The organism is Pseudomonas sp. RW3S2, assembly GCF_014268955.1.
GTDB classification, from domain to species: Bacteria; Pseudomonadota; Gammaproteobacteria; order Pseudomonadales; family Pseudomonadaceae; genus Aquipseudomonas; species Aquipseudomonas wayambapalatensis.
This window is the reverse complement of the sequence record NZ_JABWRM010000002.1, coordinates 530,140-549,369: the sequence shown is the minus strand read 5'-3', so window position 1 is coordinate 549,369 and position 19,230 is coordinate 530,140. Positions and strand designations below refer to the sequence as shown.

The window sequence follows — 19,230 nt, the reverse complement described above, 5'->3', positions numbered from 1 at the left end:
CTGGCCGCTTCGGCGATGGCCTCACTGGCCATTTCCGGAAGCGGCAACCCGTTTCGGCTCAATGCACGCGCTTGCGCGTCGCCACGCAGGCCTGGGCCTGCAGCGTCAGTTCGTCAAGGTGCTCATCGCGCTGGCGCTCGGCGTCGATCATTGCCGCTTCGCCATGCTGCTTGAGCAGATAGGCGTGTATCTGACGCACTTCCAGGGTCTGGTAGATGGGCGCAATGTCCAGGCGTCCGACCAGCGCGCCGCTGGCCTTGCCGGTGCTGCTCATCAGCACTTGTGGCCCGGTGGCGCTCACGACCTGCAGGCCCATGGCCTCGAACCAGGGTACGGCATGAGCAAAAGCGCTCATCTCCACGCAGCTGTAGCGCGCCCGCAGGTCTGTCAGCAACCCACGGGCGATGCCTTCACGACGGTGGTCAGGGGATACGGCGAGAAACGCCAGAACACACGCGTGCTGATCATCCTGGGCCGGCAGGGCGAGGGCGAAGCCCAGCAGTTGGTCCGGGGCCTCGGCGTCCAGCGCCAGGACCAGCTCCACGGCCAGGCCACGGGTGCCGTCCAGGGCCTGCAGGTATTGGTGGACTTCGAGGCCGACACCGTACTGGTACAGCGGATACAGCGGGTTGTCCGCGGTGATGGCGACGCTGCTCAGCGCGCCGACATGTTCGATCACCAGCTGGCGGATCTGGTTCTGGAAGGATTCGGGCGGCACGCCGTCGAGGCGGCTCAGGATGAACATCGGGGGACAGGCTCCGGCGGTTGAACTGACCCCGCGCCTGAATGACGCGGGGTGCACAGTCTAACCGCTTTTACCGGCTTGGCCTCACTGGCGCAACGCGGCCAGCATCAAGTCGAGGTTCTGCACTGCAGCGCCCGAAGCGCCCTTGCCCAGGTTGTCGAACACGGCCGTCAGCAGGACCTGCCCGTGCTCGGGATTGGCATACAGTGCCAGGCGCAGGTCGTTGCTGTCGTTCAGGGCCTGCGGGTCCAAGGGGGTCGCAGGCCCTTGCTGGTGCAGGGGCATTACCTGGACATGGCGTGCGCCCTGATAGTGCTGTTCGAGACAGGCCTGCAAGTGCTCGGCGGTGACGCCTGGCGACAACAAACGCAGCTGCAGCGGGATGCTCAACACGATCCCCTGGCGATAGTCGCCGTAGCCTGGCAGAAACATTGGGCGTGCGCTCAGGCCAGCGTGGGCCTGGATCTCCGGGACATGCTTGTGCGCCAACTCCAGACCATAGAGCTGGAGGGCCGGAGCAGGATCGCCGCCTGACTGCTCATGGCGCTCGACCGCAGCGCGACCGCCACCGGAGTAGCCGGAAATGGCATGTACGCTCAACGGATAGTCCGCAGGCAGCAGGCCGGCGCGCACCAGCGGCCGCAGCAGGGCGATGGCACCGGTCGGGTAGCAACCGGGGTTGCTGACCCGTGTGGCCTGGGCGATGCGCTCGGCCTGCTGCTCGTCCAGCTCCGGCAAGCCATAGACCCATCCAGGGCTGGTACGGTGCGCAGAGCTGGCGTCGATCACTCGCACCGCCGGATTGTGAATTGTCGCCACGGCCTCGCGTGCGGCGGCGTCGGGCAGGCAGAGCAGGGCAATATCGGCGCTGTTGATGGCCTCGCGGCGGCGCTGCGGGTCCTTGCGCTCGGCCTCAGGCAGGGTCAGCAGGCGAAGGTCGCCGCGACCGTGCAGGCGGGCATGGATCTGCAGGCCGGTGGTGCCTTGGTCGCCGTCGATGAATATCAGGGGCTGGTGCATGGTGGAGATCCGCTCAGGAAGGAAGTAGGTGTATCCTCGCGGTTGTTTGATCTAAAGAAAATTTGAATATCATGATGACGATGTTCAGTTTAACTGAATCAGGACATTCAACCGTACAAGGAGCAGCATCCTGCGAGAAATCAGCCTCGATCGCCTGCGCACACTGGTGGTGATCGCCGACCTTGGCTCCTTCGCCGAGGCCGCTCGCCAGTTGAACCTGGCACCACCGACCATTAGCCTGCACGTCGCCGAGCTTGAAACGAGGGTGGGAGCAGCGCTGCTTACCCGAACCCGCGGGCAGGTACGGCCCACGGTGGTCGGCGAAACCCTGCTGACGCGTGCCCGTCGGCTGCTGGCCGATGCCGACCAGGCGCTGGATGAAGTGCAGCGTCAGGTGGCCGGATTGACCGGGCGGGTGCGCCTGGGCGCCTCCACTGGCGCCATTGCCCACCTATTGCCCAGTGCGTTGGCGGCCCTTCGCAGTGAGCATCCGGGTATCGATGTGCAGGTTCAGGTGCTCACGTCGCAGGCATCACTGGCGCGCGTGCGTGACGGTAGCCTGGATATCGGCCTGGTGGCGCTGCCGCAGGTGGCAGTGAAGGGGGTCAAGCTTACCCCGTGGCGACGCGACCCGATCATGGCCTACCTGCCTGCCGACTGGCAGCCGCCGGCGCGGGTGACACCCGCCTGGCTCGGGCAGCGTGCACTGATTCTCAACGACAGCACCACGCAGCTTTCGCGGGTGACCAGCGATTGGTTCGCGGCAGCCGGGCTGTACCCTGAGGCGCGCATCGAGTTGAACTACAACGATGCAATCAAGAGCCTGGTGGCTGCGGGTTATGGCGCGACATTGCTGCCGCATGAGGGGGAGGCGCCTGAACTGGACCGGCGCATCGCTCGACGCCCGTTGCGACCGGGGTTATGGCGGGCGCTGGGGATCGCCTGCCGCCAAGGGCAAGTGGAGCGGGCCACGGGGCATGTGCTGGAGGCGCTGGAGCGCTTGCGGCAATGACGGTCTGTGTCGGGTGTGGTCACAGGCATGTACCACAGTGATCTTTGGGCGGGCTTGCCCGCCAAAAGAACACTGCGGTGATGCGGGTTAGCCCCGCTCGCGCTTGCGCACCACCGTCACTGTCTCGCCACCCACTCCCCAGTTGTCGGTGGGCACTTCCTCGATCACCACGAAGGTACTGGCCGGTGGCTTGTTCAGCACCCGTTCCAGCAGTTCGGTGGTGCCTTCGATCAACAGGCGTTTGTGCTCGGCAGTGACCCCTTCGTCGGTCACACGGATATGAACGTATGGCATGGCAGGCTCCTCGGGTTTTCAGTGCCAGGTACCGGCGGTGCCACCGCCGTCTACCGGAAGTACGACGCCGCTGACGAAGCGTGCGTCGGTCAGGTATAGCACGGCATCGACGATGTCCTGCGGCTTGCCGGTGCGCCCACTCGGCGACAAGACACCCAGGCCTGCGACGTCGTTGTTGTGCAGGGGTGTCTCGATGATCCCCGGAGCCACGGCATTGACCTGCACGCCGCTACCGGCCAGTTCCAGCGCCAGGCCCTTGACCGCCTGGTTCAAGCCACCCTTGACGAGGATCGGCAGTGCTGCGGGCACTCGCACGTTAGGCTGCATGGCGACCGAGGCGGTGATCGCGACGATATGGCCATGGCCTTGGGCGCTCATGATCTTTGCCGCGGCCTGGGAGGGGTAGACGAAGCCCTTTAGGTTGGTGGAAAACAGCGCGTCGATGTCCTGCTCGGTGTAGTCGGTGAACGGTTTGGGAATGAAGATCCCGGCATTGTTGACCAGGATATCGACGCGGCCGAACACTTCCAGCGCTGTATCGAACAGCCGCTGTGCGGTGCTGGCGTCAGCGATGTCGCCAGCCACGCCGACGAAGGCGGCCGGGTCGCCCAGCTCGGTGGCGGCCTGATCGAGGCGGGCCTGGGTGCGGGCGTTGCCGACCACATTGTCGCCACGTTCGATAAAGGCCTTGGCGAGGGCGAAGCCCAAGCCGCTGGATGCGCCGGTGATAACGATGGTTCTTGCAGTGCTCATGGTGGGGCTCCAGTTAAGCGAGCCGGTTGGCTCGTTGGTGGAGCCACTCTAAGACCTCATCTGGAGTTGAAAAATAAGGCGGATGGCATTTCAATCGATACTTCATGTAATTAATCGAGCTGTCATGACCCGCCATTTCGATGATCTTCAACTGGGCAGCCTCGAGCTGTTCTGCCTGGCTGCCGATACCGGCAGCTTCACTGCCGCTGCCACCGAGGCCGGGGTCACGCCGGCAGCGGTCAGTCGCTCGGTGGCACGCCTGGAAGAACGCCTGGGTGTACGGTTATTCGTGCGTACTACGCGGCAGATGCGCCTGTCCGATGCCGGCCAGGCGTACTACCAACAGTGCCGTCTGGCACTGGGGCAACTGGTGGAGGCCGAGCGCGAAGTTTCGGGTGGCCAGATCGAGCCGCGTGGGCGCCTGCGGGTCAGTGCGCCGACGCCTTACGCCCATCACCGTCTGTTGCCATGGCTGCCGCGTTTTCGCGAGCGCTATCCGCAAGTGCAGGTGGACGTGCATGTCAGCAATCGCAATGTCGATTTCGCCGAGGAGCAGTTCGACCTGGCCATCCGCGGACGTGAGCCTGCCGATTCGCGGCTGGTGGCACGGCGCCTGGAAAACGCCGAGCTGGTGGTGGTGGGGACCCCGGGCTACCTGGCGCGAGCAGGTCATCCGCAGGTGCCGGAAGACCTGGCGCGGCATGAGTGCATCCTGTTCGAGATACCCAGCAGCGGACGCAGTGCGCCCTGGACCTTTCGCCGTGACGGTGGCCTGGTGGAGATCGAGGTCGGCGGCTCGATCACCTGCCTGGGCGACTTTCTCGCCACCGCCACCCTCGCGCGACATGGTGCCGGCCTGATGCAGGCGTACCGCTTCACCGTGCAGGAGGCCCTGGACAGCGGTGAGCTGGTCGAAGTGCTACCGGCCTTCGGTGGTACGGCGCGGCCATTCACGTTGATCTACCCGCAGGCGCGGCACATGCCGCTGCGGGTGCGGCTGTTCATCGACTTCCTGGTGGCGGGTGGGCAATTACCCGCCACCTGATTGCGTCAGAACCAGCGGTCGTTGCGTTTACGCCCGCGGGTCAGCGCCGGCAGGATCAGGCCGGCCAGCAAGCCAGCACCGGCGATGCTGCCGCCGTAGACCATGTAACGCATCATCACCTGCTTGTTTTCGTCGCCCAGGCGCGCCTGGGTGTCGCGCAGGCTCGATTGCGACTGCTCGAGCTGTTCGTTGAGGGCCTTGGTGCGCGATTCCAGTTCATCGATCAGTGCTTTGCGCGAGTCCAGGGTTTCCTGCATGCCCTGGACGCGAGTCTTCCAGCTGTCGTCGATGGTCTTGAGCTGGCCGGACAGTTCCGCGACCTGAGCATCGAGTTGCGGCAGGCGTTCGCTCTGGCCGGGCACAGTCTGCAGGTCGCTGGTGAGGATCCACACCAGATCGCCGCTCTGGCCGCGAACCTGGCTGTAGTTGCCCTGGGTGCCGATCAGCGACACTTTCTGTCCGGACTTGAGCGTGCCGACGATCCGGTGACCATCGGTCGGGCCGCTGCGCACGTAGGTGCTCAGGCTGTCGCTGACCCAGCGTGCGTCGCTGGAGGGCTCTTCGGCGTAGACGGACGGGGCAGTGGCGAGCAGGGCGGCGAGGGCGAGGGTGGCGTGGCGGAATTCGGGCATGGTGGTCTTCGCTGAAACAGTACGGTTGGAGGCCCGGTGACTGGGCCGTGAAGCGGTCGGTGGATTGACCGTCAGCGAAAGACCGTTTTTTTGTAGGCAGGTTCACTGCTTTAGGTGGGAATCGTCTGCAAGATGTTGCGGGTAAGGGGCTTGATCAGCGAATGGCGCGTGGGTGGATCAATCGCAGCGGCGGTTTACCGCTGCGATCGATCCACCAACAGGTTGGCACTGGAGCTGCTGCCCGGCTCAGGTCACGACCTGGTAGCACGGCACATAAGCCGCACCGCCGGGCAGTTTCATCCGGTGCTGGTCGACGAAGGCCTGCAGCAATCTGCCCAACGGGTCGAGGATCGCCTGATCGCCGCGGATCTGGTATGGGCCGTGTTCCTCGATCAGGCGAATGCCCTTGTCCTTGACGTTGCCGGCGACGATGCCGGAAAACGCCCGACGCAGATTGGCGGCCAGCTCATGGGGCGGCAGGTCGCGGCGCAGGGCGAGATCGGCCATGTTCTGGTGGGTCGGGTCGAACGGGTGCTGGAAGCCACCGTCGATCTTCAGCAGCCAGTTGAAGTGGAAGGCGTCGTTGCGCTCGCGGCGGAACTGCTTGACCGTCTTGAGCCCTTCGACCATGTGCCGGGCGACTTCGGCCGGATTGTCGATGATGATCTGGTAATGGCGCTGCGCCGCTTCGCCGAGGGTGGCGCCGACGAAGGCATGCAGTTGCTGCAGGAACGGCTCGGCGCTGCGCGGGCCGGTGAGAATGACCGGGAAGGGCAGTTCCTGGTTGTCCGGGTGCATGAGGATGCCGAGCAGGTACAGGAATTCCTCGGCCGTCCCAGCGCCTCCGGGGAAGATGATGATGCCGTGGCCGACGCGGACAAAGGCCTCCAGACGTTTCTCGATATCCGGCAGGATCACCAGCTCGTTGACGATGGGATTCGGCGCTTCGGCAGCGATGATGCCCGGCTCGGTCAGGCCCAGGTAGCGGCTGCCGTGCATGCGCTGCTTGGCGTGGGCGATGGTCGCGCCTTTCATCGGGCCCTTCATGACGCCCGGGCCGCAACCGGTGCAGACGTCCAGCTTGCGCAGGCCCAGTTCATGGCCGACTTTCTTGGTGTACTGGTATTCCTCGCTGCTGATCGAGTGACCGCCCCAGCACACCACCATCTTCGGCTCCACGCCCGGACGCAGGGTGCGGGCGTTGCGCAGCAGGTGGAATACGTAGTCGGTGATGCCCTGGGAGCTTTCCAGGTCGATGCGCTGGCTGGCCAGTTCGCTTTCGGTGTAGACGATGTCGCGCAGGGCGCTGAACAGCATTTCGCGGGTGCTGGCGATCATCTCGCCATCGACGAAGGCGTCGGCCGGGGCGTTGAGCAGTTCCAGGCGCACGCCGCGATCTTGCTGGTGGATACGGACCTCGAAGTCCTTGTAGGCCTCAAGGATGGTCTTGGCATTGTCGACATGGGCGCCGGTGTTGAGGATAGCCAGGGCGCACTGGCGGAACAGGGTGTAGAGACTGCCGGTACCGACTTCGCTCAGTTGCTGGACTTCACGTTGCGACAGCGTCTCCAGGCTGCCTTTGGGGCTGACGGAGGCGTTGATGACATTGCGTTGGGGCATCTAAGTCTTTCCTGTGCGGGTAAAACATCCTTCTTTGACAACACCATACCGACAATTGCACGCGGCAACGAGGGGGTGACGGAAAGAATCGATGCTCGCCCCACCAGCGGTAGCGCGCTGGCCCCCGGCAATGGGCGTGCGCACGGGCTAAATCGTGCTGTCCTTGGCGTGACTCCAGGCGTTCAAACATGGTGAGCTCAACTAACCTCGAGCCCCGGCGCGCTTGTGTGCAAGCGGTCATGGTGGAGCCGCGTATGCTCGCAGAAATTTCCAACGTAGCAGCGCAGCCTTCAAGCACACTCCGAGCATCAGGCTTGGCGTTTTGGAAGCTGCAAAGGAAGGCGCTCAGGGTAAGCCAGCAATGTGCTCGCCAAGTTGACAGTGGATGCAGTCGATCTCATGGAGGAATGGAGCGCGACGGGCTCCATTCCTCCAGAGGCAACGCGATCGGTTAGAAGAGCTTGATAGGGTACTCAACAAATACCCGAACCTCGTTCATGTCGGGACCGACCTGGTTGTCTGCACGATAGATAGACGAGCGGACACGCAACGCGAGGTCTTTAGCAGAGCCACTCTGCACAACATATTTGAGCTGGTTGAAAATCTCTCGTTCAACACCGTCTGAAGTGTCCCCGGCAACGATGTTGGAACCGCGGGCGTACGCGAACTTATAGCTTAGGCCTGGCAAACCGACCGCTGCAAAGTTGTAATCGTACGAAGCCATCCAAGAGCGTTCATCATTGAGGTTGAAATCTGAGTAAAGTGAGTTCGCTACCCAGATCGCTCCGCCGTCCCCGAAGTCGTAAGCGTAGCCAGTATCGCCCGTGTTGCGCTGGTGAGAAAGGGTGAATGCATGAGCACCAATGTTGTAGGTGGCAGCAAGGCTCCAAAGGGTATTACGGTTATTGTTGCCATCGCCGCCCATGGCAATGGCGGAGGTCGCCCCATCCGCGTACTTGGTCCGATAAATATTGAAGTCAAATGCGAGCGACTGCTCTTTAGCCAGGGGCATTACCAGGTTGGTATTGGCATACCATTTTTTGTACTGGTCTTCGACGTCAGAGTGGTACAGCGACACGCTCAGTAACTCGTTAACTTTGTAGCTGCCGCCAAAAAAGTCTGTGGACTTCAGTCGGTTCGAGTCTTGAGCAGCGGAGCCCCGGCTACTGTCAGCGGTAAAATGACCCGCGTTCAATTCAAGGCCATCGATTTCCTTGCTGGTGAGGAGAGTGCCGGTGAAGGCTTGTGGAAGCAGTCGATTATCGCTGTAGGACAATACCGGTATCAGTGGGAACTGGGTGCCGTGTCGCAGCACGGTGTTCGACACGCGAAACTTCACCGCACCCCCTGCCTCTGACAGCTCATCAACGGGGTGACCTTGACTGTCAGTGACGAAAAATGATGGCATGTTCGACCCTTTACCGCCATCAAGACGTACGCCGAACAGGCCGTATGCATCGACACCTACGCCGACGGTGCCCTGGGTAAAACCTGATTCATACTTACCAATAAAGCCTTGTCCCCAGACTCTATTGTCGTGAATGTTGTCCTTGTAGTCTCGGTTGTAATAGGCGTTGCGCAGAAGGATCGAGGCTTTGGCGTCCTGAACAAAGCCGTTGGCACTCGCTTGGTCGTTTGCGTGAGCGGTCAAGCTGAATGCGAGTGGCAACGTTAGAACTATGCGTTTACGATTATGTGCTGGCATGATGGATCCTTATTTTTGTTTTCGACAGGTGCAGGGGGGCAAAACCCTATTTAGGGTGTGAACATAATTAAGGGCGGTGCGCAGTTCGCGACTGGGCGAGTGGTTCGCCCAGCGACTCGTCAGGAGCTTAGGTGACCGTTAAAGTCGACCGGCTTCGATAATCGGTTTCAGGAATTCGCGTGTGCGTTCTTGCTGTGGATTCTCGAAGATTTGGCTGGGGGGGCCTGCCTCAAGAATTTTGCCCTGTTCCAAAAATACGACCAAGTTCGAGACTTCTTTGGCAAACTGCATTTCATGAGTCGTGAGAATCATGGTCATGCCATCGTGGGCGAGCTCACGTACGATGTTGAGCACCTCCGCGACTAGCTCGGGATCCAATGCCGACGTGATTTCGTCCAGGAGCAGCGCCTTGGGTCGCATCGCGATGGCTCTGACAATGGCAACCCGCTGCTGTTGGCCCCCCGATAGCTGATCCGGGTAGTAGCTGGCACGATGTCCCAAGTTCACCCGCTCCAGCAATTGACGTGCTCGTGCTATCGAGTCGGCCTTTTTCTCTCCTAAAAGCTTGATTGGCCCTACGGCGATGTTCTCTTCGACAGTCAAGTTTGGGAAAAGGTTGTAGGACTGGAACACCATGCCCACTTTACGACGTAGTTTATTGAGGTCTACGCCTGGCCCCGATACCACATCGCCCTCGATTTTTACCTTTCCGCTGCTGATTGGCTCAAGAGCGTTCAAGCAGCGGAGGAGGGTGGACTTACCTGAGCCCGAAGCACCAATCAGGGTGACGACTTGGTGTTTTTCAATGTTGAGATTAATGCCTTTCAATACTTCGAATTGATTGTAGCTCTTGCGAAGGTCTTCAATTTCAATGAATGCCATGAACTTACCCTCTCATCCGTTTTGCACTTTTGGCCAGTGTCCAATCCACATAACGTGTCTGCGGGATGGTGATGGCGATAAACAGGATTGCTACGACGGTCACAGAGGATAAGTTGAAGCTTGAAGACGCGTAGAACTTAGCCTGGTTAAAAGCGTCCATGGTGCCGATGACGTTGACGAGAGACGTATCTTTTTGCAGGGCGATAAAGGCGCTCAGCAGGGGGGGCACTACCAGCCTGATCGCTTGCGGAAGAATGAAGAACCGCAGGGTTTGGAAGTAACTGAAGCCGAGCGAGCGACTGGCAGACCATTGCGAGGGGTGAATGGACGCAATACCTGAACGGTAGATTTCCGCAACGTATGCGCTATACGTCAACGACAGTGCGATAATCGCAAACCACTCAGGAGACAGCCCCGAGATCACAGGGATGTTGGTGAGCGGCAGGCCAAAGCCAATAAGGTAGAGGACGATGATCGCCGGCACTGCCCGCATCAAGTCGATGTAGCCCACCGCCAGGAAACGAAGGGGGGCACCTGCTGCGCCAGGTACCATCCGGGCTACGGCCAGCAGTAAACCGAAGATGAGCACGAAGACTTGGGAAATCAACGCCAGCTTGATGTTGACCCAAAATGCCTTGGCAACATCCTCGAAGCTTTCCTTCATCGGTTCAATGTCAAGGAACGTGCGTTGCAAGCTTCCATCGTTCATCAACAGCAGCTCAACGAGCAAGAACAGGATGAGCACGGCGAGTGAAAGCCCATAGGTTACAAACGATGATTGGCGGGATGTCTCCGCGCAGGCGCGTGCTGACAGCACATCATTTTTGCGCCCCAGTGCCTTAGCGTTGATCGATTCCCTGATCGCGCGACACGCGACGACCAGCGCAATGGCGCTAAGTCCAAAGCCCGCAACAAGCACCGACAGGCTAAAGAGACTCAGTTGTTCACTTGTTATACCTCGATGAATCGCACCACCCAAGGTGCCGACAATCAACAGCAGCAGGACAGCGGTTGCCACAGCGACAACCGCATAGCCCATGCTACGTGGAGCAGGGCTCAACGTAGTCATGTGAGTTCCTCAAACAGAGTCTTAAGGTAGTTGCCAAAGAGGGATGCTGTTCGGGTCAACGCCAAACAACGGTTTCAGATACAGTGCCGACAGACGGGTCAGGGTTCCGTCTTCATTCATGGCGCCCACCGCGCTGTCAATCGCTTCGGTATTTGCCGAGCCCTTTGGTGTAACGACACCGTAGCCTTGGTCGAGTTGGAACTGACCAATTACTTTTACTGCACCGCGCGAACCATGTGTCGCCGACAGAACTACCGTGGTGTCTGTGATGATGGCGTCGATCTGGCCAGCGAGGAGGGCGGTGATCAAGTCTGGTTGGGTTTGGTATACTTTTGCAGGAGGAGAGGGCTTCAATGTGCGAGCGACCCACTCAGAGCCCATGTTACCTTGTAATACTCCAATGCGCTTTGTTTTGAGTTGTTCGGTGGTTTCCAAGTTGCTGCTGGCTTTCACGGCCACGGCCAGATTCGAACTGTAGTAGGGGCGGCTGAAGTTAAAAACTTTCTTCCGAGGCTCGGTGATGGTCGTGGAAGCGATAGCGAGGTCATACCCCTTGGCGGTGCCTGAGATGTATTGATCCCATGCCAGATTGATCAGTCGAAGTTTTTGAAGGCCTGCGCGATGAGCTATCTCAGCCGCCATACAATACTCAAAGCCATCTTTGGTACTTGAAGGTGACTGGCCGTTATACCATCCAGGGTTCGGTAACACCGTTGCTACGGTGAGTGTGCCGGGCTCCAGCGTCTGCAATTGCAACGATCCGTGCTGGCCCGTGGGTGTGCAATTTCCATAGTGGGGTGCATCACCGTCTGCAAAAGCAGAGACAGCAACGCTCATTGCAACGGCCCAAAGGCTTAACTTGATTTTTGTTGACATGTGTGCCTCTTATTGTTGTTGTCGATAGTTTCTGGTTGCTCTTGTTGCTGGCTGCGTGCTGCGTGGGTGAAATCTTCAATTGCAAGGCTTAAGTCTTATGGATCCGGCGGGGTCTTCTGGGTGCCACTACACTTCGACGATCCCGTTGGCATCATTTTCTTCAATAGCTACGATCAGACCATCTTCTGCTTGAGCCAATATATTCAGGCCTTGGCCAATGATATTTATAGCTTGGTGGCGCCCGGAGCGAACTTGAAGTTTTCGCCGCGCGTAGATTTTGTAGGGAATGGATCCAGGCATGAGATCTATCGAGTGTGGGGCCATAACCGCGTTGTCTACGGTTCCACTGTGAATAGCATCCTCACCCACGCGCTGGGTCAGGCTGCCCCCCCTAGCGATGTGTATGAGCGGCATGCCTCGGTAGATACCTAAAGTGGGTTTACCTTGCCGGATCGCTTCATCGATGGCAGGCAGTTCGAACTTTTCTGCCTTGATGTTGATCCCGTACAGGTCATCGGCCTCGGGTATTTGGTCGTAACACTCAGGGGTCGCGTCCCCTCCACCGAGGATGAGCAATTCATCCGCGCCGTCTAAAGCATTTGCCCCGAGCGTGCCAGGAGGCTTTAGAAACCAGTCACTCGCGCAGGAGGGAGTGAGAGATTCCATCACCAGGATCTGGGGGGAAACCCGTTCGACAGTGGTTGTACGGGTCGCTGGGAGATTTCTAGGCATCATCGCTTCTTCATTGTTTCGCATTGAGACGCTGCGGGGACTGCCAGGTGCAGCTGAAGAATAACATCTATAACTTATATGTAAAGAGGGTTTTTAACGCTGCCGCCCACGCTGAGGGAGCGCAGTGGTGGGGCCTTTGCGATCGAATGTAGGGGAGTACCTGGCCGAGGCTGCCAAGCAGACTCCTCCAACCGGGCTGAGCTTCGCGAGCTCACCGATTGGCATCGAACCATTTCTGGAAGGGCATGCTGCCTGGTCGTCATCAGGAGCAACTATCCGGAGCGTTGGACTCGCGGGCCGCCTGCTGCTCGAAGGCCGAGACTCAAGCTTGGTGCTTGGCGGCCGATACAGCGGTTACGTCAGAATCCTTGCGGAGAAGGAAAATGGTAGGGATCACAAGTGTCAACCTCACCGGCGCGAATGTGCAGTCGTCTGCGCTGCAGACGGCCGCCCAGGCCAGCGACACTGAAAAGAGCAGCAGCTCGGCTGGCGGCGCCCAGGTCGCCATGCCGGCACCGTCTGACAAGGCCGACAAGGCCAAGAGCAGCGACAGCAGCAGCGAGCCGTCACACATCCGCCAGTTGCGTGAGCTGATCAAGCAAATGCAGAAGCAGCTGGCCGACGCCCAGAAGCGGCTGTCCGAGGTTCAGGCGCAACCGATGGACGAGAAGGCCAAGCTGGCTGCGGTGGCGGGTGTCCAGGCGCAGATCGCGACCATCAGCGGTCAGATCCAGCAGGCGACCGCGCAGTTGCTGCAGGCCTTGAGCAAGCTGAACAGCAGTAGCTCCGGCAACTTGATCAGCACCATTGCCTGAGGGTGAGGGCAGGCGGACCCGCAACGGGCCGCCCTGAACCTGGTGACTTACTCGGACGCCACGCGCGAGCGGTTCTGGCGGTCTGACTTGTACTGCATCGCCACCGCCGGCGCCGCCTTGGCCGAGCCGGTTTCCAGCCATTGGCGCAGGCGCCCGGCATCGGCGAAGTGGGTGTACTTGCCGTAGGCGTCGAGAATCACCATCGCCACCGGGCGGTTGTCCATCTTGGTCAGCAGTACCAAGCAGTGCCCCGCCTCGTTGGTGAAGCCGGTCTTGGTCAGCTTGATGTCCCAGTTGCTCTTGTTCACCAGATGATCGGTGTTGCGAAAGCCCAGGGTGTAGTTGGGTTTGCGGAAGGCTACGGTCTTCTCGCGGGTGGTCGAGAGCTCGCTGAGCAGCGGGTAGTTGCGCGAGGCGATCAGCAGCTTGGCCAGGTCATGGGCGGTGGACACGTTTTGCGTCGACAGGCCGGTTGGCTCGACGTAGCGAGTATGGCTCATGCCCAGGCTACGAGCCTTGGCGTTCATCGCCTTGATGAACGCGCCATAGCCGCCGGGATAATGGTTGGCCAGGGTATTGGCCGCGCGGTTTTCCGATGACATCAGGGTAATCAGCAGGGTTTCGCGACGGTTCAGTTCGCTGCCGGGGCGTACGCGCGAAAAGACACCCTTGAGGTCAGGGTTGTTGGCGATGGTCATAGTGAGCATCTCGTCCATCGGCAGCTTGGCGTCTAGCACCACCATGGCGGTCATCAGCTTGGTGACCGAAGCGATGGGCACCACGCGGTCGGCGTGGCTGGAGTACAGCTCTTTGTTGGTATTCAGGTCGATCAGCAAGGCGCTGCCGGAAGCCAGGTGCAGTTTGGACGGGTCGCGTTGTGCCTGGGCCGGGGATTGTGCAGCAGCGGTCGACGGAAGGATCGCGGTTCCTGTGAGCGCCAGCAGCAGGCTGAGGATGGACAGGGAAGTTTTCACGTTGAGGCTCACTAATAGTTGGTATGTCGTTGGCTGTGCAAGGGTTTCCCCCGAAAACCGCTGCATTGTGGAGTATGGCTCAGCGGCTGTCGATTGCTCGTCCAGGCCCAGCGTCGAAATGAAAAAACCTTCATGCTGTATCGGTTTTTCCCGCCTGTTGCGACAAATGCTCCCCGCGCTTTCGCATAGGCGAAAAAAAGCCCGCCAAAGGCGGGCAGAAAGAAGCGTAAGGAGCAACGCACAACACATGAAACGGTCAACAAAAACGCTGGTCAGGCGGTAAGGGTGCCGGCCTGCAGCTGTTCGGCCATGGCCTGGGCCTTGGCGCGGGAATCCAGAGGGCCGCTGACGGGCTCGCCGTTGCGCATCAGGTACCAGCACGCCAGCAGGCCTTGAGCGCGCAAGGGAGCAGGGACAGCACTGCCGACGACAGACATGATGTGGATAGTGGCCATGTTGGACCTCCTGTGAAACATGGCCCTACCTTACGCAGCAGCCGACGCTGTTTGAAATCAACTTGCTCGATAGTGGTCATTACTTTTTTCAACGACAAGGGCAGGTCACCAGCGCGGCGGGCCGTAGTACACCGGCGGCGGGCCGTAGTAGCGGCGATACACCGGCGGCGGCGCGGGTACATAGCGCTCTACGACATAGGGCTGGTAATACACCGGCGGCGGTGGCGCCTGCACATAGACCGGAGGCGGCGGATAATAGGCCGGCTGGCGTTCGACATAGACGGTACGGTCATGGCCGCCGGATACTGCTGCCCCGACCACGGCACCGACCACGGCTGCACCGAGTACAGGGCCTGGGCCCCAACCGCCGCCATGGGCGGCTGCCTGCCCGCTGACGGCCAGTGCGCCGACCAGCAGGGCGATTCCGGGGATGAGACGGTTCATGAATGAATCCTCGCGATGACCCCACATTTGGGGCTTATCAATAAGACCGCGAAATTGGTAAAGAGAGCACAGGCGCAAGGTAAAGGTTGTGTAAGGGGCGACTGACGGTCAGGTCTGGTACGCTCGCAGAAACGATTCAGTCATCAGCGACAGGAGCAGATATGGCGATTGCACCCAGCAGGGACACGACACTGTGCATTTCCCTGGCCGGACGCCCAGGCACTTTCGGTGTGCGTTTCCACAACCACCTCTACCAGCAGTTGGGGCTGGACTACTACTACAAGGCCATGACCACCAAGGACCTGCCTGCGGCAGTGAATGGCATCCGCGCCTTGGGTATCCGCGGCTGCGGAGTGTCCATGCCCTACAAAGAGGCGTGCATGGCCCTGGTGGACGAGATCGATCCCTCCGCGGCGGCTATCGAGTCAGTGAATACGCTGGTCAACACCGACGGTCACCTGAAAGCCTACAACACAGATTACCTGGCGGTGCGCCAACTGCTGGAGTCGCACGAGGTCGATCCGGCCACGGCCTTTGCCCTGCGCGGTAGCGGCGGCATGGCCAAGGCGGTGGCCAGTGCACTGCGCGACGCAGGTTTCAGCGAGGGTCTCATCATTGCCCGCAACGAGCAGGCCGGGCGGCAGTTGGCGGACACCTGTGGGTATCGCTGGCAGCGCGAGCTGGGCGACCTGTGCCCACCGATGCTGGTCAACGTTACCCCCATCGGCATGGCTGGCGGCCCACAGGCGCAGGCGCTTGCCTTCTCTCGTGAGGCGGTCGAGGCTGCGCAACGGGTGTTCGACGTGGTGGCCATGCCGGCCATGACCCCGCTGATTCTTCTCGCCAAGGAGCTGGGCAAGCCGGTGATCACCGGACTCGATGTGATCGCGCTGCAGGCGCTGGAGCAGTTCGTGCTGTACACCGGCATCAGGCCGACGTTGGCGCAGGTGGAGAAAGCGGTCGCTTACGCGCGCGACGCCTGAACGGGTGCCATCACGGGGATCCCCGTGATGGCTTGAGTACCTCAGAAAACCTTTTGCCCGTTGTCCAGTCGCTCGTCCACCAAGGCACGGCCGTGCGCGAGAGAAACGTGCTGGGCGTTTTCCAGGTCCGAGAAGAACTTCATCGGCATCGACAGGCGCCTGCTGGTATGGCCTTCGGGATCGGTGATCAGACAGCCGGCGGCATAGGGCAGGGGAGAGTCGGGATGGGGCATCACACTGGCGGTGATGGTGTGCTTGCGGTACTCACAGTGAAGGGTTTGCATCGTCCTTACCTCGCTGTGCTGGTTTGGAAGCGCTCACCTCTATGTACCACAGCGAGGGGCCGGAAGTTCCCGGCCCCGACGAGCGTAACCTGCGTCGGTCAGCCCTTCAGTTCGGTCGGCTGGATGACTTCGACCCAGTAGCCATCCGGGTCCTTGACGAACGCCAGGTGGTTCATGCGGCCATCCTGCAGGCGCTTCTGGAAAGGCACGCCCAGCGCTTCGAAGCGTGCACAGGCCACGCGTACGTCCGGCACCGAGATGCAGATGTGGCCAAAGCCGCGCGGATCGGTGTTGCCGTTGTGGTAGGCGAACTCGGCATCGTGCTCGGTGCCGTGGTTGTGGGTCAGCTCCAGCACACCCGGAATCGATTTCATCCACTGGTGACGTGCGGCGTCATCGGCAGGAATCTGTGCCGGGTCGACCAGGGCCAGGAAGTACAGGCTGAAGGCCGCCTCGGGGAAATCGCGCTTGTCTACCAGGCGAAAGCCCAGGACGCGGGTGTAGAAGTCCAGCGACTTCTCGATATCCTTGACCCGCAGCATGGTGTGGTTGAAGACGAATTGGGCGGTGGCGGTGTCTGGTTGGGCAGTGACGCCAGGCAGGGTTTGCAGATCGTTCAGGCTCATGGGGGCTCCAGAGACAAGGCCGGCGCAGACAGCGCCGACGGTGAAAACAGGACGGCCATGATACGGCAGTGAAGCGATTGCGCAAATGAAAGCGCCCTGCACGAGGCAGGGCGCTGGAATTAGAGGCCCGCATGTGCGGGCGCGTGATGGGGTCGCTAGTCCTTTAGCTGGTTCGATACTCACCCAGGCGATGTGAAAAAACTGTGAAGCAGGCGTGGATGTTTCATCAGCGTACCCAGGATTCCACCGTGGCCGCGCCGTACTGTTGCTTCCACGCTTTCAAGCCACGGTGGTTGCCACCCTTGGTCTCGATCAGCTCGCCGGTGTGCGGGTTCTCGTAGACCTTCACCACGCGCGGGCGGCGTTGTTGCTTGGCAGGGCTGGCCGAGGTTCTCGCGCTGGCTTTCTGGCCCTTGGGGTCGAGGATCGCGATAATGTCGCGCAAGCCCTTGTCGTAGCTTTTCATCAGCCCGAGCAATTTCTGCTCGAACTCGATCTCGCGTTTAAGGCTCGCGTCCTTTTTCATTGTCTCCAGTTGCGCGATTTGCTCCTGAAGTGCTTTTTCGGCCGCACGAAACTCTGCAAGTCTGGACACTTTCATCACTCCTGTCAGTCAGCCGTGGCATGGCGTGACGAACATGCAACAGTAATAAACGCCGGCCACGCGGATGGGTGAAACTGTTCGCTGAACAAGAGTGTAGACGTGGCCCGGTGTTCGGTAAACCTCAAACTTTTAGCGGCAAGTAAGGAACTTTCAGCGCACCGCGCACCGCAAACTCAGTGTGTTTTCCGGGTGTCTGCGACAACGCTCATACCATGGTCCAATGGCCCGAGGTAGAGCACCCGAGGGAAAATGGCCCGTAGTCTTCATTTAATGTCGAGTACGTCGTGGCACGGGTGCCCGATAGTGCATCAGCATGTTTCTCGTCTTTTCTGGATGTTCCCCTGCATGTTCTCTCCCTTTCCTCTCGCCCCTGGCCGCAGTGTTGCCGGCCTGTCCTTGTTGTGCGCGGCAGCCGGTGCACAGGCCGGTGGTTTTTTCGAAGACAGTCACGCCAAGCTCGAGGCGCGCAATGTCTATTTCAATCGGGACTTTCGTGACGGCCACAGCAGTTCCAGCCAGGGGGCTTCCAAGCGCGAGGAATGGGCGCAGGGCTTTATCCTCGATGCCCGTTCGGGCTATACCGACGGCACGGTCGGGTTCGGTGTCGATGCGCTGGGCATGCTCGGTTTAAAACTCGATTCCAGCCCCGCCGACAGCAACAGTGGGCTGCTACCCTCCAGCGGGCACGACCCACGCCATTCTGCCGATCAGTACGCCAAGCTGGGTGTGGCGGCAAAGGTGAAGGTGTCCAGGACGGTGCTGCGCTATGGTGCGATGATGCCGGACATGCCGCTGCTCAAGTACAACGATGGTCGCCTGCTGCCCACCCTGTTCCATGGTGCGATGCTGACCTCCGAAGAAGTGCGCGACCTGAAGTTCACCGTGGCCCGCCTGGACAAGTACACCGCACGAGACTTCAGCGACCGCCAGGATATTCGCGTGCACTGCAAGAACAAGCGTTACGCCTGCGATATTGAGGCCGACCACTTCGATCTGGCGGGCGTCGACTACCGCGTCAATGATCGCCTCAGCGCCCAGTACCAAGTGTCGAAGCTGGAGAACATCTATCGCCAGCATTTCCTCGGGTTGGTCGCCACGCAGCCCTTGGCGGTGGGCGCGGTTTCGGCGGATGTGCGCTTGATCAAGAGCGACGATACCGGCAACGCCCGTGCCGGCGAGATCGAACACCGCGCGTTCAGCGGCATGCTCGGCTACAGCCTGGGCGGGCACAAGGTCAGTGCCGGCTGGCAACGCATGTATGGCGACAGTGCCATGCCTTACCTGGATGGCAGCAACCCGTATCTGGTCAACCATGCCCAGGTCAACGATTTCGCTGCGGCCGGTGAGCGCTCCTGGCAATTACGCTATGACTATGATTTCAAGGCACTGGGTATTCCCGGTTTGAGCTTCTTCACTCGCTATATCAACGGTGACCATATCCAGGTGCCCGGCAGCAGCGCCCAAGGCAAGGAATGGGAGCGTGACAGCGAACTCAAGTACCAAGTCCAGGGCGGCACCTTCAAAGACCTCAGCGTGCGTCTGCGTAACTCCACGTATCGCAGCAACTATGAACGATGGGCGCGCGACATGGACGAGACCCGGGTCATCGTCAGTTACAACTTCTCGGTGTTCTGAGGCACTTTGCCAAAAGCCGCCGGGC

At 60.4% G+C, this 19,230-nt stretch carries 22 protein-coding genes; 5 read left to right on the top strand and 17 right to left on the bottom strand.

The window, feature by feature from the left end; translation table 11 throughout:
• Nucleotides 1-58 precede the first annotated feature (58 nt).
• Both HU748_RS05270 and argC read right to left on the bottom strand, forming a co-directional pair.
• Complete coding sequence (locus HU748_RS05270; RefSeq protein ID WP_186664383.1) at nucleotides 59-745, bottom strand: GNAT family N-acetyltransferase; 687 nt, start codon at nucleotides 743-745, stop codon at nucleotides 59-61.
• 84 nt (nucleotides 746-829) lie between these two features.
• Nucleotides 830-1,765, bottom strand: coding sequence for an N-acetyl-gamma-glutamyl-phosphate reductase (gene argC / locus HU748_RS05265; protein WP_186708346.1), 936 nt, complete (start codon nucleotides 1,763-1,765; stop codon nucleotides 830-832).
• Between the two features lie 130 nt (nucleotides 1,766-1,895).
• Between argC and HU748_RS05260 the strand changes: the two genes are divergently transcribed.
• Nucleotides 1,896-2,777, top strand: a complete 882-nt coding sequence (locus HU748_RS05260; RefSeq protein ID WP_186719560.1) for a LysR family transcriptional regulator — start codon at nucleotides 1,896-1,898, stop codon at nucleotides 2,775-2,777.
• Nucleotides 2,778-2,864: 87 nt separating this feature from the next.
• On the opposite strand, the gene HU748_RS05255 is transcribed toward HU748_RS05260, so the two are convergent.
• Together HU748_RS05255 and HU748_RS05250 are read right to left on the bottom strand one after the other, a co-directional pair.
• Entirely contained in the window at nucleotides 2,865-3,071 is a 207-nt protein-coding gene (locus HU748_RS05255; RefSeq protein ID WP_186664387.1) for a 4-oxalocrotonate tautomerase family protein, read from the bottom strand.
• 18 nt (nucleotides 3,072-3,089) lie between these two features.
• Nucleotides 3,090-3,824: an SDR family oxidoreductase gene (locus HU748_RS05250; RefSeq protein ID WP_186719536.1), complete on the bottom strand. Its 735-nt coding sequence runs from the start codon at nucleotides 3,822-3,824 to the stop codon at nucleotides 3,090-3,092.
• A 124-nt stretch (nucleotides 3,825-3,948) separates the two neighbouring features.
• Here HU748_RS05250 and HU748_RS05245 point away from each other — a divergent pair, with 124 nt between their 5' ends.
• A complete protein-coding gene (locus tag HU748_RS05245) occupies nucleotides 3,949-4,869 on the top strand; it encodes a LysR family transcriptional regulator (protein WP_186719534.1) in 921 nt (306 codons plus the stop codon).
• Between the two features lie 5 nt (nucleotides 4,870-4,874).
• Here HU748_RS05245 and HU748_RS05240 read toward each other — a convergent pair whose 3' ends face one another.
• The 7 genes from HU748_RS05240 to HU748_RS05210 all read right to left on the bottom strand — a co-directional run bounded on the left by HU748_RS05240 (nucleotide 4,875) and on the right by HU748_RS05210 (nucleotide 12,409).
• Nucleotides 4,875-5,501, bottom strand: coding sequence for a TIGR04211 family SH3 domain-containing protein (locus HU748_RS05240; RefSeq protein WP_186719533.1), 627 nt, complete (start codon nucleotides 5,499-5,501; stop codon nucleotides 4,875-4,877).
• 246 nt (nucleotides 5,502-5,747) lie between these two features.
• A complete protein-coding gene (ppnN, locus tag HU748_RS05235; RefSeq protein ID WP_186664394.1) occupies nucleotides 5,748-7,121 on the bottom strand; it encodes a nucleotide 5'-monophosphate nucleosidase PpnN in 1,374 nt (457 codons plus the stop codon).
• Between the two features lie 451 nt (nucleotides 7,122-7,572).
• A complete protein-coding gene (locus tag HU748_RS05230) occupies nucleotides 7,573-8,826 on the bottom strand; it encodes an OprD family porin (protein ID WP_186719532.1) in 1,254 nt (417 codons plus the stop codon).
• 138 nt (nucleotides 8,827-8,964) lie between these two features.
• On the bottom strand, nucleotides 8,965-9,708 hold the full coding sequence (locus HU748_RS05225) for an amino acid ABC transporter ATP-binding protein (RefSeq protein ID WP_186719531.1): 744 nt from the start codon (nucleotides 9,706-9,708) through the stop codon (nucleotides 8,965-8,967).
• Between the two features lie 4 nt (nucleotides 9,709-9,712).
• The gene (locus HU748_RS05220; protein WP_202885224.1) at nucleotides 9,713-10,777 is read right to left on the bottom strand and encodes an amino acid ABC transporter permease; all 1,065 of its coding nucleotides are present in this window, start codon (nucleotides 10,775-10,777) and stop codon (nucleotides 9,713-9,715) included.
• A gap of 21 nt (nucleotides 10,778-10,798) precedes the next feature.
• Nucleotides 10,799-11,653 (bottom strand): ABC transporter substrate-binding protein, encoded by an 855-nt coding sequence (locus HU748_RS05215; protein WP_186719530.1) that lies wholly within the window; start codon nucleotides 11,651-11,653, stop codon nucleotides 10,799-10,801.
• 126 nt (nucleotides 11,654-11,779) lie between these two features.
• A complete protein-coding gene (locus HU748_RS05210) occupies nucleotides 11,780-12,409 on the bottom strand; it encodes a gamma-glutamyl-gamma-aminobutyrate hydrolase family protein (RefSeq protein ID WP_186719529.1) in 630 nt (209 codons plus the stop codon).
• A 359-nt stretch (nucleotides 12,410-12,768) separates the two neighbouring features.
• On the opposite strand from HU748_RS05210, the gene HU748_RS05205 reads away from it, so the two are divergent.
• Nucleotides 12,769-13,200, top strand: a complete 432-nt coding sequence (locus HU748_RS05205) for a hypothetical protein (protein WP_186719528.1) — start codon at nucleotides 12,769-12,771, stop codon at nucleotides 13,198-13,200.
• A 47-nt stretch (nucleotides 13,201-13,247) separates the two neighbouring features.
• Here the strand turns inward: HU748_RS05205 and pbpG are convergent, their stop codons facing one another.
• The 3 genes from pbpG to HU748_RS05190 form a co-directional block, all read right to left on the bottom strand.
• Nucleotides 13,248-14,174, bottom strand: a complete 927-nt coding sequence (pbpG, locus tag HU748_RS05200) for a D-alanyl-D-alanine endopeptidase (RefSeq protein WP_346655284.1) — start codon at nucleotides 14,172-14,174, stop codon at nucleotides 13,248-13,250.
• A 272-nt stretch (nucleotides 14,175-14,446) separates the two neighbouring features.
• A complete protein-coding gene (locus HU748_RS05195) occupies nucleotides 14,447-14,629 on the bottom strand; it encodes a hypothetical protein (protein ID WP_054891266.1) in 183 nt (60 codons plus the stop codon).
• Nucleotides 14,630-14,734: 105 nt separating this feature from the next.
• Entirely contained in the window at nucleotides 14,735-15,073 is a 339-nt protein-coding gene (locus HU748_RS05190) for a hypothetical protein (protein ID WP_054891267.1), read from the bottom strand.
• Between the two features lie 161 nt (nucleotides 15,074-15,234).
• On the opposite strand from HU748_RS05190, the gene HU748_RS05185 reads away from it, so the two are divergent.
• Nucleotides 15,235-16,056, top strand: a complete 822-nt coding sequence (locus HU748_RS05185; protein WP_186719526.1) for a shikimate 5-dehydrogenase — start codon at nucleotides 15,235-15,237, stop codon at nucleotides 16,054-16,056.
• A gap of 41 nt (nucleotides 16,057-16,097) precedes the next feature.
• Here HU748_RS05185 and HU748_RS05180 read toward each other — a convergent pair whose 3' ends face one another.
• The 3 genes from HU748_RS05180 to HU748_RS05170 all read right to left on the bottom strand — a co-directional run bounded on the left by HU748_RS05180 (nucleotide 16,098) and on the right by HU748_RS05170 (nucleotide 17,561).
• Complete coding sequence (locus tag HU748_RS05180; protein ID WP_186719523.1) at nucleotides 16,098-16,340, bottom strand: hypothetical protein; 243 nt, start codon at nucleotides 16,338-16,340, stop codon at nucleotides 16,098-16,100.
• 98 nt (nucleotides 16,341-16,438) lie between these two features.
• Nucleotides 16,439-16,966: a lactoylglutathione lyase gene (gloA, locus tag HU748_RS05175; RefSeq protein WP_186719521.1), complete on the bottom strand. Its 528-nt coding sequence runs from the start codon at nucleotides 16,964-16,966 to the stop codon at nucleotides 16,439-16,441.
• Between the two features lie 226 nt (nucleotides 16,967-17,192).
• Nucleotides 17,193-17,561 (bottom strand): histone-like nucleoid-structuring protein, MvaT/MvaU family, encoded by a 369-nt coding sequence (locus tag HU748_RS05170; RefSeq protein WP_186719519.1) that lies wholly within the window; start codon nucleotides 17,559-17,561, stop codon nucleotides 17,193-17,195.
• 354 nt (nucleotides 17,562-17,915) lie between these two features.
• Between HU748_RS05170 and HU748_RS05165 the strand changes: the two genes are divergently transcribed.
• Complete coding sequence (locus HU748_RS05165) at nucleotides 17,916-19,205, top strand: OprD family porin (protein WP_186719517.1); 1,290 nt, start codon at nucleotides 17,916-17,918, stop codon at nucleotides 19,203-19,205.
• Nucleotides 19,206-19,230 lie beyond the last annotated feature (25 nt).